We start from the raw sequence: 14,297 nt of genomic DNA on the forward strand, positions 1-14,297 counted from the left end.
ATCGCCAACCCGCACATCACGAGGAGCGGACACATGCCCATCGCAACCCCTGAGGTCTACAGCGAGATGCTCGACCGGGCAAAGGCAGGCAAGTTCGCCTACCCGGCCATCAACGTGACCTCGACCCAGACCCTGCACGCTGCGCTGCGCGGCTTCGCGGAGGCGGAGAGCGACGGCATCATCCAGATCTCGACGGGTGGTGCGGAGTTCCTCGGCGGTCAGTTCAGCAAGGAGATGGTCACGGGGTCCGTGGCCCTGGCCGAGTTCGCGCACATCGTCGCCGAGAAGTACCCGGTCACGGTCGCCCTGCACACGGACCACTGCCCGAAGGACAAGCTCGACGGGTACGTACGTCCGCTGATCGCCGTCTCCGAGGAGCGCGTGAAGGCCGGCCGCAACCCGCTGTTCCAGTCCCACATGTGGGACGGGTCGGCGGAGACCCTCGCCGACAACCTGTCCATCGCGCAGGAGCTGCTGGCCCGCGCCGCCGCCGCGAAGATCATCCTTGAGGTCGAGATCACGCCGACGGGTGGGGAAGAGGACGGCGTCTCCCACGAGATCAACGACTCCCTCTACACCACCGTCGACGACGCCCTGCGTACGGTCGAGGCCCTCGGCCTCGGTGAGAAGGGCCGCTACCTGCTGGCCGCGTCCTTCGGCAACGTCCACGGTGTGTACAAGCCGGGCAACGTCGTCCTGCGCCCCGACCTCCTCAAGGAGCTGAACGAGGGCGTCGCCGCCAAGTACGGCAGGCCGGCCGGCTCCCAGCCGTTCGACTTCGTCTTCCACGGCGGCTCCGGCTCCTCGGCGGAGGAGATCGCCACCGCGCTGGAGAACGGCGTCGTGAAGATGAACCTCGACACGGACACGCAGTACGCGTTCACGCGTCCCGTCGCCGACCACATGTTCCGCAACTACGACGGCGTCCTGAAGGTCGACGGCGAGGTCGGCTCCAAGTCGACGTACGACCCGCGTACGTGGGGCAAGCTGGCCGAGGCGAGCATGGCCGCGCGTGTCGTCGTGGCCACGCAGGACCTGCGGTCGGCGGGCACGAAGATCAAGTAGCCCACCGGGCCTTCCCTTCGGTGGTTCCGCGAGCTCGGCGTCTGTCTACGGCGCCGGGCTCGCTGTATACCTGGGGCATGTCCGACGTGCGACTCTCCTCACCCCAGGGCAGGTGGATCCTCCTCACCACCGTCCTCGGCTCCAGCATGGCCCTGCTGGACTCGACCGTCGTGAACGTCGCGCTGCCTCGCATCGGCCGCGACCTCGACGCCGATCTGGCCGCCCTTCAGTGGACGGTCAACGCGTACATGCTGACGCTGGCCGGGCTGATCCTGCTGGGCGGTTCGCTCGGCGACCGGTACGGCCGACGCAAGGTCTTCGTGATCGGGGTGGTGTGGTTCGCCGTCGCCTCCCTGCTCTGCGGCCTCGCCCCGAACGCCGGCGTCCTCGTCGCCGCCCGCGCGTTGCAGGGCATCGGCGGCGCGCTCCTGACCCCCGGCTCCCTCGCCCTCATCCAGGCCTCCTTCCACCCCGACGACCGGGGGCGGGCGGTCGGGCTGTGGTCCGGCTTCGGGGGCATCGGCGCGGCCGTCGGGCCGTTCCTGGGCGGCTGGCTGGTGGACGGCCCGGGGTGGCGGTGGGTCTTCCTGCTCAACGTCCCGGTGGCGCTGCTCTGCGCCCCCATCGCCGTACGCCATGTCCCCGAGTCCGGCGACGGCCGTACGCGGCACGGGCGCTTCGACGTCCTCGGCGCGGTCCTGGGGGCCCTGGCGCTCGCCCTGGTGACGTACGCGCTGATCGAGGCCAGGTCCGGTTCCGTGTTCGTCGTCCTCGTGGCGGTGGTGGGGGTCGCCGTGGGCGTGGCCTTCGTGTACGTCGAGCGGCGGCGGGCCGAGGACGCGATGATGCCGCTGGACATCTTCGCCTCGCGCCAGTTCACGGCCGTCAACCTGGTCACCCTGTGCGTGTACGCGGCCTTCGGCGGCTTCTTCTTCCTCTCCGCGCTCCAGCTCCAGGTGGTGGCCGGGTTCTCGGCCCTGGGCGCCGGTACGGCCCTGCTGCCGACGACCGCCCTGATGCTGCTGCTGTCGGCACGCTCGGGTGAACTGGCGGAGCGGATCGGCCCGCGCGTGCCGCTGACGGTGGGACCGCTGCTGTGTGCGGCCGGGATGCTGCTGATGCTGCGGGTGGGTCCTGGGGCGTCGTACGTCGCTGATGTGCTGCCCGCCGTGCTGGTGCTCGGGCTGGGCATGGTGACGCTGGTCGCGCCCCTCACGTCCAGCGTGCTGGCGTCGGTCGGCACCGAGCGGGCGGGGCTGGCGAGCGGGGTCAACAACGCGGCGGCGCGAGCGGCGGGGCTGGTGGCGGTGGCGGCGTTGCCGCTGGTCACGGGGATGGGCGCGGAGGCGTACCGGTCGGGGGCGCTGTTCGACGAGGCGTTCGGGCGGGCGATGGTCGTGTGTGCGGGGATTTTGGTGGTGGGGTCGGTGGTGGCGTTCGTGACGGTGCGGAGGCCGGGGGTGGGGTGTGCGGCTCCGGAGTGCCGGACGCACGGCTGCGTCACGGCTCCGCCGCTGGAGGGGGTGGGGGCGGTGGAGGAGGGTGAGGGTGACCGTCCTCTGGGGGCTGTGCCCCCAGGCCCCCCTTCGGCCTGAACGGCCTCGTCCTCAAACGCCGGACGGGCTGGAGGTGCCGGCCCGGATGGAGGTGCGGCCCGGCGCGAAGCAAAGGTTCCCCGATACCCCAGACTGGAACCCATGAGCCTTCACGAAAACCTGCTCGGCGGTCCGCCCCCCACCCACCTTCCCGACTACCCCGAGCCCCGCGAGCTTCTCGCGGGCGGCACCGCTCCCGCCGATGTCGCCGCGAAGTACCCCACCTCCTCCCTCGCCTGGGCCCAGCTCGCCGACGACGCGTTCGAGCGTGGCAGCGTCGTGGAGTCGTACGCCTACGCCCGTACCGGCTACCACCGCGGCCTCGACTCCCTGCGCCGCGCCGGCTGGAAGGGGCACGGCCCGGTGCCGTGGGAGCACGAGCCGAACCGTGGCTTCCTGCGGGCCCTGCACGCCCTCGCCCGCGCCGCCGGTTCCATCGGCGAGCAGGAGGAGTACGAGCGCTGCACCCAGTTCCTGAAGGACTCCTCCCCGACCGCGGCCCAGACGCTCGGCCAGTAGTCACCTGCCTGTCAGCCAGCTGTCCGTAGCGCGAGACCCGTCTGTGATGGTGAACAGGCGGGCCTTGCGCGTTCAGGGCACGATTGTGTTGAATGCCCCGGGGACCGGGGCCCCCGTGTCGGAATTCGGCAGGGGCGGACCGCTACCCTGAGTACAACAGGAGACAGCGATGTCCCTCCAGGCCCAGCCCCCCGAGGCTTCGGAGCCCGAGACCCCGCATCTCGACTTCGCCGGTACCACCCCGTACGAGGACTACGTCCAGGCCGACGTCCTCACCCACCTCCAGCACACCCTCTCCGACGACCCCGGCGAGATGGTCTTCCTGGTGACGACCCAGGTCATGGAGTTGTGGTTCACGGTCATCGTGCACGAGTGGGAGACCGCCGCGAAGGCTCTGCGCGGCGACGACGTGCCCACCGCCGTCGCCGCCCTCAAGCGTTCCGTGCGTGAGCTGGAGGCGCTGAACGCCTCGTGGCGCCCCCTCGCCCAGCTCACCCCCGCCCAGTTCAACTCGTACCGCGCCGCCCTCGGTGAGGGCTCCGGGTTCCAGTCCGCGATGTACCGGCGGATGGAGTTCCTGCTCGGCGACAAGTCCGCGTCGATGCTCGTACCGCACCGCGCCGCTCCCCGTGTGTACGCCGAGTTGGAGAAGGCGCTGCACGAACCGAGCCTGTACGACGAGGTGTTGAGGCTGCTCGACCGGCGCGGGTACGCCGTCCCGGACGCTGTCCTGTCCCGGGACGTGTCCCAGCGGTACGAGCCCTCGGCCGAGGTCGAGGCCACCTGGACCGCCCTCTACTCCGGTGACCCGGAGGCCGAACTCGCCCGTCTCGGTGAGGCGTTGACGAACGTCGCCGAGCTGGTGTGGCGCTGGCGCAACGACCATCTCGTCGCCACCCGGCGGGCGATGGGCGCCAAGGCCGGTACCGGCGGCTCCGCCGGGGTCGCCTGGCTGGAGAAGCGGGCGCAGAAGAACGTGTTCCCCGAGCTGTGGACGGCGAGGTCCCATGTCTGAGCTGCTGCCCTCGAAGACGGAGGTCGCCGCGGGACTGGACTCACGCGACGAACTCGCCAAGGTACGCGCCAAGTTCGTGCTCGACTACGGCGTCACCTACCTGGACGGGAACTCGCTCGGCGCGCTGCCCGCGTCCGTCCCCGGCCGGCTCGACGACGTCGTGCGCCGGGAGTGGGGCGAGCTGCGCATCCGGTCCTGGGACGAGAGCGGCTGGTGGACCGCGCCCGAGCGGATCGGTGACCTTATCGCTCCGCTGGTGGGTGCGGCGGCCGGACAGGTCGTCGTAGGCGACTCGACAAGTGTCAATGTTTTCAAGGCACTTGTGGGTGCTGTCAGGCTGGCGGAGGGTGGTGAGGGGAGTGGTCGTGACGAGATTCTCGTCGATGCCAACACCTTTCCCACCGACGGTTACATCGCCGAGTCCGCCGCCCGGATGACCGGTTGCACCCTGCGTGCGCTCGAACCGGGCGCTGTGGCAGGGGAGTTGAGTGAGCGTACCGCCGCTGTCCTGCTCAACCACGTCGACTACCGCACGGGTCGGCTGCACGACCTGCCCGCCCTCACGGCCGCTATCCACGCGTCCGGTGCCCTGGCCGTCTGGGACCTGTGCCACAGCGCGGGCGCCCTGCCGGTCGGGCTGGACGAGCACGGGGTGGACCTCGCCGTGGGGTGTACCTACAAGTACCTGAACGGCGGGCCCGGTTCGCCCGCCTATCTGTACGTCCGTCAGGAGCATCAGGAGCGGTTCGACTCGCCCCTGCCGGGCTGGACCTCGCACGCCGACCCCTTCGGCATGCGGCCGGAGTACGCCCCCGCCCCGGGTGCGACACGTGGGCGCGTCGGTACGCCGGACATCCTCTCGATGCTCGCGCTGGAGTCGGCGCTGGAGGTGTGGGAGGGGGTCGACATCGACGCCGTACGGGCCAAGTCCCTCGCCCTGACCGACTTCTTCCTGGAGTGCGTCGACGAGTACGTCCCGGAGGGGCGCGTCGAGTCGGTGACGCCGGACGCGCATGCCGAGCGCGGGAGTCAGATCGCGCTGCGGTGCTCCGACGCCGGTGAGGTGATGGCGCGGCTCGTCGAGCGGGGCGTCGTCGGTGACTTCCGGCGGCCGGACGTGCTGCGGTTCGGGTTCACGCCGCTGTACGTCGGGTTCGCGGACGTGGAGCGGGCGGCCCGGGTGCTGGGCGAGGTCGTCGCCGGCTGAGTTCTGTTCGGACTCGGGCTCGGGTCCAGGTTGGGGCTTGGACTCGGGCTCGGACGTAATCGGCGACGGTCGGCGTGAAGCACGCGCCGGCCGTCGCCGCCGTACGGGCTGGCCGCCTTCGCGGCGCGGGTGCGGCGGCCGGAGCCGGGGACGCACACCGTGCGTGACTTCCGCGTGTCAACGCATGTCACGGGGCTGATAGCGTCCCCGGCGACGGCCGGATCATCTCCAGGTCCGCCAAATCCTTTACGTCGCTGAGAGGTTGGAGCATGCCGGACGATGCCGTAGCACGGGAGCACGGCGCCGCGGGGGCCGGTGCCTCGGCCGCGCGCGCGGCGGAAGAGGAGTCGGCCTTCTCGCACCCGCCCGTCGACCCCGACGCCACCGCCGCGTACGGCGACCACCCCGACCAGGTGATCGACTTCTACGCCCCGCAGGGCCCCCGGTCACTGCCGGACGACAGGAGCGCGCCGCTGGTCGTCGTGGTGCACGGAGGTGCCTGGCGGGCGCCGTACGACCGTCGGCACATCACGCCGTTCGCCGGGTTCCTGGCCCGGCGCGGGTTCGCCGTGGCCAACGTGGAGTACCGGCGGGGCACGGACGACCCCGCCGTCGCCGGGCGCTGGCCCGACACCTTCGACGACATAGCGGCGGGGCTGGACGCCCTGCCCGCGCTCGCGGCGGCCCACCTTCCGCAGGCCGACCCGCGCCGCATGGTCGTCACCGGGCACTCGGCGGGCGGACACCTGGCCCTGTGGGTCGCCGCCCGGCACCTCCTCCCGACCGACGCGCCCTGGTTCCTGGCCCGTCCCGCCCCGCTGCGCGGTGTGGTCGCCCTCGCCCCGATCGCGGACTTCGGCGTCGCCGCGAAGCTGGACGTCTGCTCCGGCGCCGTACATCAACTCCTGGGCGGAGAAGGGGAGTTCGCCGAGCGGCAGCCCTACGCCGACCCGGCGCTGCTGCTCCCCACCGGCATCGCGACCACCCTCGTACAGGGGCGCGCCGACACGGTCGTACCGGAGATCGTCGCCGAGTCGTACGCGGACGCGGCGGCGAAGGCCGGCGAGGTGGTCGGAGTGACCCTGCTGGCGGACGTCGGTCACTTCCCGCTGATCGACCCGGTGGCGGACGCGTGCGCGGTGGTCGCGGAGGAGATCGCCCAGCTGGCCTGGTGAGTGAGCACGGGTGAGGTGGGGAGGGACCGAGTACGCTCGCGGAACACGTGGGTCCCCCTCGTAGCCGTCTCCCGGCGGGCGCCGTAGTACCTGAGACGGACGGCGGAGAACCCCTCTCACTGCTGACGACCGGGGCCCGCCCGCCGCCTACCTTGCTGTATGTGACTGAGACGACCTATATGCAGACGAATCCCGAGCTGAAGCCGGCTGGCGAGGGTCTGTCGCGCAGCCCCGAGTTCCGGCTGGCCATGGACGCGCTGGCCGGGCTGCGCGCGGACCTGCTGGACGACGCCTTCGCCTACCGCCCGCTGCCCCCGAGGAACAAGCCCGGCCGGATCGCATGGGTGCTGCCCCGGCGGCTGCGCCACTATGCGGTCTGGACGCCCCACGCCCTGGTGGGCGCGGCCGGGCTGCTGGCCATGTTCGTGTCCTTCGCCGACAACGACGGGAATTCGGGCAGAGCGCTGGTGATGACCGTCTTCTCGCTGGGGCCGATCCTGCTGACGCTGGTCCGGCCGGCAGGCGCCTTCTGGTTCTCCCTGGTGTCGATCCCGATCGTCGCCGCGCTCGGCCCGTCATACAGCGGCGACTGGCCCTGGAGGCCCGCGAGTTTCGTCGCTCACCTGGTGGTGCTGACGGTCGTCGCCGCTCGGACCCGGCCGCGTACGGCCGCCTGGATGTGGGTGCTGACGGTGGCGTACGGCATGGCCGCCGACGCGTCCCACGACGCCCTCTACGACGGTTACTACTTCGTCAGCAACCTCGTTCCCTTCCTCTTCGTCTCCGCACTGTCACTGCTCGTGGTGACCGTGCTGCTGGTGCGCCGGGCCGCCGAGCAGGAGGTGACCGCCCAGCAGACGGTGACAGCGCACGAGCGGTCCAAGCGCACCCTGCTGGAGGAACGCACCACCATCGCCCGCGAGTTGCACGATGTCGTCGCGCACCACATGTCGGTCGTCGCCATCCAGGCGGAGGCGGCGCCCTACCGGGTGGAGAACCCGCCCGAGGAACTGGCGAAGGCCTTCGCGACGATCCGCGAGAACGCGGTGGCCGCGCTCACCGAGCTGCGCCGGGTCCTGGGCGTCGTACGCGCGGAGGACTACGAGGCTCCCGACGCCCCGCAGCCCACCCTGGCCGACCTCGACGGGCTCCTCACGAACGTGCGGGACGCGGGTCTCGCCGTCGACAAGGTGGTGACGGGCGCGGTACGTGAACTCCCGCAGGGCGTCGAGCTGTCGGCGTACCGGATCGTGCAGGAGGCGCTCAGCAACACGCTCCGGCACGCGCCGGGCGCCAGCGCACGGGTCGAAATCGGTTACGTGCTCGGCGGGTTGGGCCTTCGGGTCGTCAACGGCCCCGCTGCGGAGGTGTCGTTCGTGAAGCAGACTCCGACCGAGGGCGCAGGCCAGGGCCTCACGGGGATGCGCGAGCGCGTCGCCATGCTGAACGGCGCGATGACGACGGTCCCGGCCGCCGACGGGGGCTACGAGGTCACGGTCTTCCTCCCGGTGGCGAGCACCACGGGCGAGGACGGAGAGGGAGCATGAGCCCCGCCCGTATGATCCGCGTGCTGGTCGTGGACGACCAGATGATGGTCCGTGAGGGCTTTTCCGTACTGCTGAACGCGATGCCGGACATCGAGGTCGTCGGCGAGGCGGTGAACGGCCGGGAGGCGGTGGACCGGGTGCGTGAACTCGCCCCGGACGTCGTCCTGATGGACATCCGGATGCCCGAACTGAACGGTATCGAGGCGACCCGGGAGATCGTCGCGGCGGACGCCACGGCGAAGATCCTGGTGCTGACGACGTTCGACCTCGACGAGTACGTGTACCAGGCGCTGCGGGCGGGCGCGTCGGGCTTCCTGCTGAAGGACGCCTCCGCACGCCAACTGGCGGACGGGGTAAGGGTGGTGGCCGCCGGTGAGGCGCTGCTCGCCCCCTCGGTCACCCGGCGCCTGATCACGGAGTTCTCGAAACTCGCCGAGGCGCCGCGCTATCTGCCGGGCGCGCAGGCGGCGTACGGCGAGCTGACCGATCGGGAGACCGAGGTGCTCGTGCTGATCGCGCAGGGGCTGTCGAACGTGGAGATCGCCGGGCGGCTGGTGGTCGCCGAGTCGACGATCAAGACGCACGTCAGCCGCATCCTGGTGAAACTGGGCCTGCGGGACCGTACGCAGGCGGCGGTGTTCGCGTACGAGGCACGACTGGTGACGCCGGGGTGACATGGGAACGGGGCAGGGTGGGCGACATGGGTACGGGACAGGGTGGGTGACGTGGGAACGGGGCGAGGCGGGTCATCTGCGCCCGAGGTAGACGCGCAGCGCCCGCTGCAGCATCCGGCCCTGGCTGCCCACCGGTAGTTCCCACTCCCCGAGGTACTCCACGGGTCGGCCGCCGGCGCCCGTCTTGAAGCGGAGCCGGCCGAGGAGGCGGTCCTCGGTGAGGGCGGGGGTGATGGAACGCAGGTCGTACGTCTCGGCGCCCGCCGCCCGCGCGTCGCACAGCATGCGCCACAACAGGGCGCTGCTGGGCCGCAGTTCGCGTCCCAGACGGCCGGACGCGGCGTACGAGTGCCAGACGCGGGAGCCGACGCTGATCATGAGGGCACCGGAGAGCACCTGACTGTCGCACTCGGCGAGGTAGAGGCGGAGCCGGTCGTGGTCCTCCTCGTTCAGGGCCCGCCACATGCGCCGGAAGTAGTCCGATGGGCGTGCCTTGAAGCCGTCGTGGGCGGCGGTCGCGGCGTACAGGCGGTGGAAGTCGGGCAGGTCGGCGTCCGAGCCCCACAGGACCCGGACGCCCGCCCGCTCGGACGTGACCAACGACTGTTCCCAGTGCGGGGCGAGAGCTTCACGAAGGTCGTCCACCGAGCGCCCCGCCAGTGGGATGTGGCAGCCGAAGCGCGGCTGGCCCAGGCCGAAACCGCTGCCGTCGTCCTCCGCGCACGGCCGCCACCCGAGCCGCCGCAGCCGCTCCCCGGCGTCGAGGGCGCGGCCGTCGATCTCCGCCACGGGAAGATCGTGCAGATGTCGTACGCCGGGGTCGGCGAGGCCCGCCGTGACGGTGGCCGCGTCCCACTGGCGTACGACCAGGGGTGGTCCTATCCGTACCGAGAACGCCCCGATCCGCTCCAGGTGGGCGACGAGCGGGTCCAGCCAGCGTTCCAGCCGCGGGGCCCGCCAGTCGATCGCGGGTCCGTCGGGAAGGTACGCGAGATAGCGCCGGGTCCCCGGCAGTGGCCGGTACAGGACGAGCGCCGCCGCGACCATCGCCCCGCCCACGGGCATCGCCTCGTCCTCGAACCAGCCGACGCTCTCCGGCAGCCAGTCGGGCTTCACGCCGCCCCACTCGGGGATCTGGAGATGGCTCGCGTCGGGAGACAGCAGCAGATGGGCCAGATGCTCCTCCCGCGTGATCTCCCGCACGTACAGGCTGGTCATGGGTGGGTACTCCTGTTCGGGGGCGGCCACCCTAAGCCGGGGATCACCGGGCGGGTCAAGAGCCCGCGGGAGAAGGTTCGCCGACGGGGAGCCGAACTCCGCCCTCCGGCGGCCCGCGTCGCCGTACGGTGGGACGTCCCTGGTCAGATGGGGGTGGCTCGGGCTAGCGTCCGTGCATGGCAGCTGCTTTTGACCTCGCTTTCGACCCCTGGGACCCGGCGTTCGTCGCGGACCCGTACCCCGCGTACGCCGAACTGCGGGCTCGGGGCCGGGTCGTGTACTACGAACCCACGAACCAGTGGCTGGTCCCGCACCACGCGGACGTCTCGGCGCTGCTGCGCGACCGCCGCCTCGGCCGGACCTACCAACACCGCTTCACCCACGAGGACTTCGGCCGCACGGCGCCCCCGCCGGAGCACGAGCCGTTCCACACCCTCAACGACCACGGCATGCTGGACCTGGAGCCGCCGGACCACACGCGCATCCGCCGTCTGGTGTCGAAGGCGTTCACTCCGCGCACGGTGGAAGGCCTGAAGCCGTACGTGGAGCAGCTGGCGGGCGACCTGGTGTCGGCGCTCGTGAAGGCGGGCGGCGGCGACCTGCTGACGGACGTGGCGGAGCCGCTGCCGGTCGCGGTGATCGCCGAGATGCTGGGCATCCCGGAGAGCGACCGGGCGCCGCTGCGACCCTGGTCGGCGGACATCTGCGGCATGTACGAGCTGAGCCCGTCCGAGGAGACGGCGGCGAAGGCGGTACGGGCGTCGGAGGAGTTCACGGAGTATCTGCGGGACCTGATCGCGGCCCGCCGCGAGAAGCCCGGCGAGGACCTGATCTCGGGCCTGATCGCCGCGTACGACGAGGGCGACCGGCTGACGGAACAGGAAATGATCTCGACGTGCGTGCTCCTGCTCAACGCGGGCCACGAGGCGACGGTCAACGCGACGGTGAACGGCTGGTGGGCGCTGTTCCGCAACCCGTCCCAGCTGTCGGCGCTGCGCGCGAACCCCTCCCTGATCCCCTCCGCCGTGGAGGAGCTGATGCGCTACGACACCCCGCTCCAGCTCTTCGAACGCTGGGTGCTGGACGACATCGAGATCGACGGCACGGTGATCCCGAGAGGCAGCGAGGTCGCCCTGCTCTTCGGCTCCGCCAACCACGACCCGGAGGTGTTCACCGACCCCGCCTCACTGGACCTGACCCGCACGGAGAACCCGCACATCTCCTTCAGCGCGGGCATCCACTACTGCATCGGCGCACCGCTGGCCCGGATCGAACTGGCGGCGTCGATGGGCGCGTTGCTCAAGGGCGCGCCGGGACTGCGCCTGGCGGCGGAACCGGCCCGGAAGCCGAACTTCGTGATCAGGGGGCTGGAGGGCCTGAGCGTCGATCTCTGAGCCGGGCGCCGAGTCCCCGTGCGACCGCCCAGGCGACGAGCCCGGCGGCGGTCCCGGCGAGGAACAGCAACGGCAGCTCGGCGTAGAAGACACTCCAGTCGGGTCCCTGCTCGAAGCGCCGGACCCGCCCCTGAGCCCTGACGGCCCACACCGTGAGCCCGCCGCCCACCCCGAGGGCGACGGTCAGACATCCTGCGACGGCCTGCGCGCGTTGTCCCATGTCTGCGAGGGACGCGCCTGCGGAGGTGAAGGTTCCCCCGGCTCGGCACACGAGGACTGCTCCCGGGGCTGCGGTGGTCGCTGTTCTACGTCGCCATGTCCCGTCGCCGCATCCCCGCCAGCCCCGCGGCCACCAGCACCACCGCGACCCCGGTCAGGGCCAGCACCGGCCCCCAGGCCATCGCCCCGCCCGGCAGTTTCGGCAGATGCCCGAACGGTGACAGGTCCAGCACCCCCTGCGGCACGTCCAGCGCCGGGCCGATCCAGCCCACCAGCAGCGCGAACCCGGCAACACCCCAGGCTCCGAGGGCAAGTTGGGGCGACAGTCCGTACAGCAGGACCGCCAGTCCGCCCAGCACCCACACCGCCGGGACCTGTACCAGGCTCGCCCCCAGCACCGGGCCGAGGTCGTCGCCGTATCCGAGGGCCAGGCCCAGGCCGCTCAGCAGCAGGATCCACGCCGCGCCGCCGAAGGCGATCACCAGGTGGCCGCCGGCCCAGCGCAGTCGTCCCACCGCGTTGGCGAGGATCGGCTCGGCCCGTTGTGACGTCTCCTCGGCGTGCAGCCGGAGTACCGACGCGACGACGTACAGCGCCGCCACCATGCCGAACATGCCGGCCATCGTGGCGAGGAACGCGTTCTCGATGCCGGACTGGCCGCCCATCCGCTCGATGATCTCCCGGGTTCTGGCGTTGTCGCCGACCAGGTCCGCCGCGCCCTTCGTCAGCCCGCCGAAGGCGACCCCGGCCGTGAAGAACCCGATGCTCCAGCCGAGGACCGTGCCCCGTTGCAGGCGCCAGGCCAGCGCGCCCGCAGTGCGCAGGCGGCCGGTCGCCGGTCCCGGCCGGGTCGGGAGGAAGCTCATGCCGACGTCCCGGCGGCCCGCCAACTCGTAGGCCAGCCAGCCCTGTAGCGCGGTCGCGGCCACGAACAGGCCCAGCACCCACCACCGTTCGTCCGCGAAGGGCCGGACGTTCTCCAGCCAGCCGATGGGCGAGACCCAGGTGAGCGGTGACGAACCGTCGTTCGTCGCGGAGTCGCCCGCCGCGCGCAGCACGAACGCCACGCCGAGCAGGCCGCCCGTCAGGCCCTTCGCCAGTCGCGCGCTCTCCGTGAACTGCGCGACGATCGCCGTGAGGGTGGCGAAGACCGCTCCCACGCCCCCGATGCCCAGACCCAGCGCCAGCGCGCCCGACGCGCCCCGGCCTGCCAGGCCGCCCGCGATCAGCAGCGCGAGCACGGTGTCGGCGACCAGGGCGGTGAGCAGGGCCGCCGTCAGAGGGGCGCGGCGGCCCACCATCGCCGACGAGATCAGTTCCTGGCGTCCGCTCTCCTCCTCGTCACGGGTGTGCCGTACGACGACGAGCAGGCTCATGATGCCGGCGAGGATCGCCGCGTAACCGCCGATGCGCCAGGCGGTCAGACCGCCGATCGAGTCGCTGAACACCGGGCCGTACGTGGCCCGCAGCGAGCTGTTGGTGAACAACTGGCGGGCGATGTCCGCGCGTTCGGCCGGGGTGGAGTACACGCTCTCCAAGGAGCCCGGGAGGGAGAGGACCATGAGGGCCGTCACCGCGACCCACACTGGGATCATCACCCGGTCGCGCCGCAGGTTGAACCTCAACAGCGTGCCGGTGCCCGCCAGTTGGCGCGCGCCTCCGGACCGTACGGCGAAGGGTGTCGTGGTGCCTGTGGTCGTGGTCGTCGTTGTGGTCATCGCGGGAGCTTCTCCTCGGCCGGGGCGTCCGGGGCGTCCTGGTAGTGGCGCAGGAACAACTCCTCCAGCGTCGGCGGCGTCGACCTCAGCGAGCGGACGCCCGACTCGGTGAGTGAGCGCAGTACCGCGTCCAACTTGTGGGTGTCGACCTGGAGTTGGACCCGTTGTCCTTGTACGTCGAGGTCGTGGACGCCGGGCAGGTGGGCCAACCCGTTCGGTGCGCCCGCGAGTTCCGCCGTGATGCTTGTCCTGGTGAGGTGGCGCAGGTCGGCGAGGGAGCCGCTCTCGACGGTCCGGCCTTTGCGGATGATGCTGACCCGGTCGCACAACTCCTCGACCTCGCTGAGGATGTGGGAGGAGAGCAGGACCGTACGCCCCCTGTCCCGGGCCTCTTCCACGCAGGCCTGGAAGACCTCCTCCATCAACGGGTCGAGCCCTGAGGTCGGTTCGTCGAGGATCAACAGGTCCACGTCCGACGCGAACGCCGCCACCAGCGCCACCTTCTGGCGGTTGCCCTTCGAGTACGTCCGGCCCTTCTTGGTCGGGTCCAGCTCGAACCGTTCGATCAGGGCGGCGCGGCGCGACGGGTCGAGGCCGCCGCGCAGCCTGCCGTACAGGTCGATGACCTCGCCGCCGGAGAGGTTGCGCCACAGGGTGACGTCGCCGGGGACGTAGGCGATCCGGCGGTGCGCCTCGACCGCGTCCGCCCAAGGGTCCCGGCCCAGGATGCGTGCGGTGCCCGAGTCGGCGTGCAGCAGGCCGAGCAGGACGCGGATGGTCGTGGACTTGCCGGAGCCGTTGGGGCCGAGAAAGCCGTGCACTTCGCCGGTCTCCACGGTCAGGTCGAGACCGTCCAGGGCGTGTGTCCTGCCGAACGACTTGTGGAGTCCGGATACCTCGATGGCGGGGCTGACCTTCGTCATGTTTCCGAACGTACGCTTACTTCAGAAA

The 14,297-nt window shown here is 71.3% G+C and carries 13 protein-coding genes; 9 read left to right on the forward strand and 4 right to left on the reverse strand.

Features of this window, described 5'->3' with window-relative positions:
- Positions 1–33: 33 nt before the first annotated feature.
- The 8 genes from fbaA to QA861_RS45965 all read left to right on the forward strand — a co-directional run bounded on the left by fbaA (position 34) and on the right by QA861_RS45965 (position 8,797).
- Positions 34–1,065, forward strand: a complete 1,032-nt coding sequence (gene fbaA / locus QA861_RS45930; RefSeq protein WP_006376068.1) for a class II fructose-bisphosphate aldolase — start codon at positions 34–36, stop codon at positions 1,063–1,065.
- A gap of 77 nt (positions 1,066–1,142) precedes the next feature.
- Positions 1,143–2,660 carry an MFS transporter gene (locus tag QA861_RS45935; RefSeq protein ID WP_334595117.1) on the forward strand — a complete coding sequence of 506 codons (1,518 nt, stop codon included), beginning with the start codon at positions 1,143–1,145 and terminating at the stop codon, positions 2,658–2,660.
- 102 nt (positions 2,661–2,762) lie between these two features.
- Complete coding sequence (locus tag QA861_RS45940; protein ID WP_334595118.1) at positions 2,763–3,179, forward strand: DUF3151 domain-containing protein; 417 nt, start codon at positions 2,763–2,765, stop codon at positions 3,177–3,179.
- A gap of 169 nt (positions 3,180–3,348) precedes the next feature.
- The gene (locus QA861_RS45945; RefSeq protein ID WP_334595119.1) at positions 3,349–4,194 is read left to right on the forward strand and encodes a tryptophan 2,3-dioxygenase family protein; all 846 of its coding nucleotides are present in this window, start codon (positions 3,349–3,351) and stop codon (positions 4,192–4,194) included.
- A complete protein-coding gene (gene kynU / locus QA861_RS45950; RefSeq protein ID WP_334595120.1) occupies positions 4,187–5,401 on the forward strand; it encodes a kynureninase in 1,215 nt (404 codons plus the stop codon). The genes QA861_RS45945 and kynU overlap by 8 nt, the downstream gene beginning before the upstream one ends.
- A 269-nt stretch (positions 5,402–5,670) precedes the next feature.
- The gene (locus tag QA861_RS45955) at positions 5,671–6,576 is read left to right on the forward strand and encodes an alpha/beta hydrolase (protein WP_334595121.1); all 906 of its coding nucleotides are present in this window, start codon (positions 5,671–5,673) and stop codon (positions 6,574–6,576) included.
- A gap of 161 nt (positions 6,577–6,737) precedes the next feature.
- Positions 6,738–8,123: a sensor histidine kinase gene (locus QA861_RS45960; protein ID WP_443041701.1), complete on the forward strand. Its 1,386-nt coding sequence runs from the start codon at positions 6,738–6,740 to the stop codon at positions 8,121–8,123.
- Positions 8,120–8,797: a response regulator gene (locus QA861_RS45965; protein ID WP_334595122.1), complete on the forward strand. Its 678-nt coding sequence runs from the start codon at positions 8,120–8,122 to the stop codon at positions 8,795–8,797. Before QA861_RS45960 ends, QA861_RS45965 begins: the two co-directional genes overlap by 4 nt.
- 72 nt (positions 8,798–8,869) lie before the next feature.
- Here the strand turns inward: QA861_RS45965 and QA861_RS45970 are convergent, their stop codons facing one another.
- Positions 8,870–10,015: a lipid II:glycine glycyltransferase FemX gene (locus QA861_RS45970; RefSeq protein ID WP_334595124.1), complete on the reverse strand. Its 1,146-nt coding sequence runs from the start codon at positions 10,013–10,015 to the stop codon at positions 8,870–8,872.
- 176 nt (positions 10,016–10,191) lie between these two features.
- Between QA861_RS45970 and QA861_RS45975 the strand changes: the two genes are divergently transcribed.
- Positions 10,192–11,409, forward strand: a complete 1,218-nt coding sequence (locus QA861_RS45975) for a cytochrome P450 (RefSeq protein ID WP_334595125.1) — start codon at positions 10,192–10,194, stop codon at positions 11,407–11,409.
- Here QA861_RS45975 and QA861_RS45980 read toward each other — a convergent pair.
- The 3 genes from QA861_RS45980 to QA861_RS45990 all read right to left on the reverse strand — a co-directional run bounded on the left by QA861_RS45980 (position 11,375) and on the right by QA861_RS45990 (position 14,269).
- A complete protein-coding gene (locus tag QA861_RS45980) occupies positions 11,375–11,629 on the reverse strand; it encodes a hypothetical protein (protein ID WP_334595127.1) in 255 nt (84 codons plus the stop codon). The two genes, QA861_RS45975 and QA861_RS45980, sit on opposite strands and share 35 nt — an antisense overlap.
- Before the next feature lie 85 nt (positions 11,630–11,714).
- Complete coding sequence (locus QA861_RS45985) at positions 11,715–13,346, reverse strand: ABC transporter permease (protein ID WP_334595129.1); 1,632 nt, start codon at positions 13,344–13,346, stop codon at positions 11,715–11,717.
- A complete protein-coding gene (locus QA861_RS45990; RefSeq protein WP_334595130.1) occupies positions 13,343–14,269 on the reverse strand; it encodes an ABC transporter ATP-binding protein in 927 nt (308 codons plus the stop codon). The genes QA861_RS45985 and QA861_RS45990 overlap by 4 nt, the downstream gene beginning before the upstream one ends.
- Positions 14,270–14,297 lie beyond the last annotated feature (28 nt).

The sequence above is a fragment of the Streptomyces sp. B21-083 genome, from assembly GCF_036898825.1.
Taxonomy (GTDB): domain Bacteria; phylum Actinomycetota; class Actinomycetes; order Streptomycetales; family Streptomycetaceae; genus Streptomyces.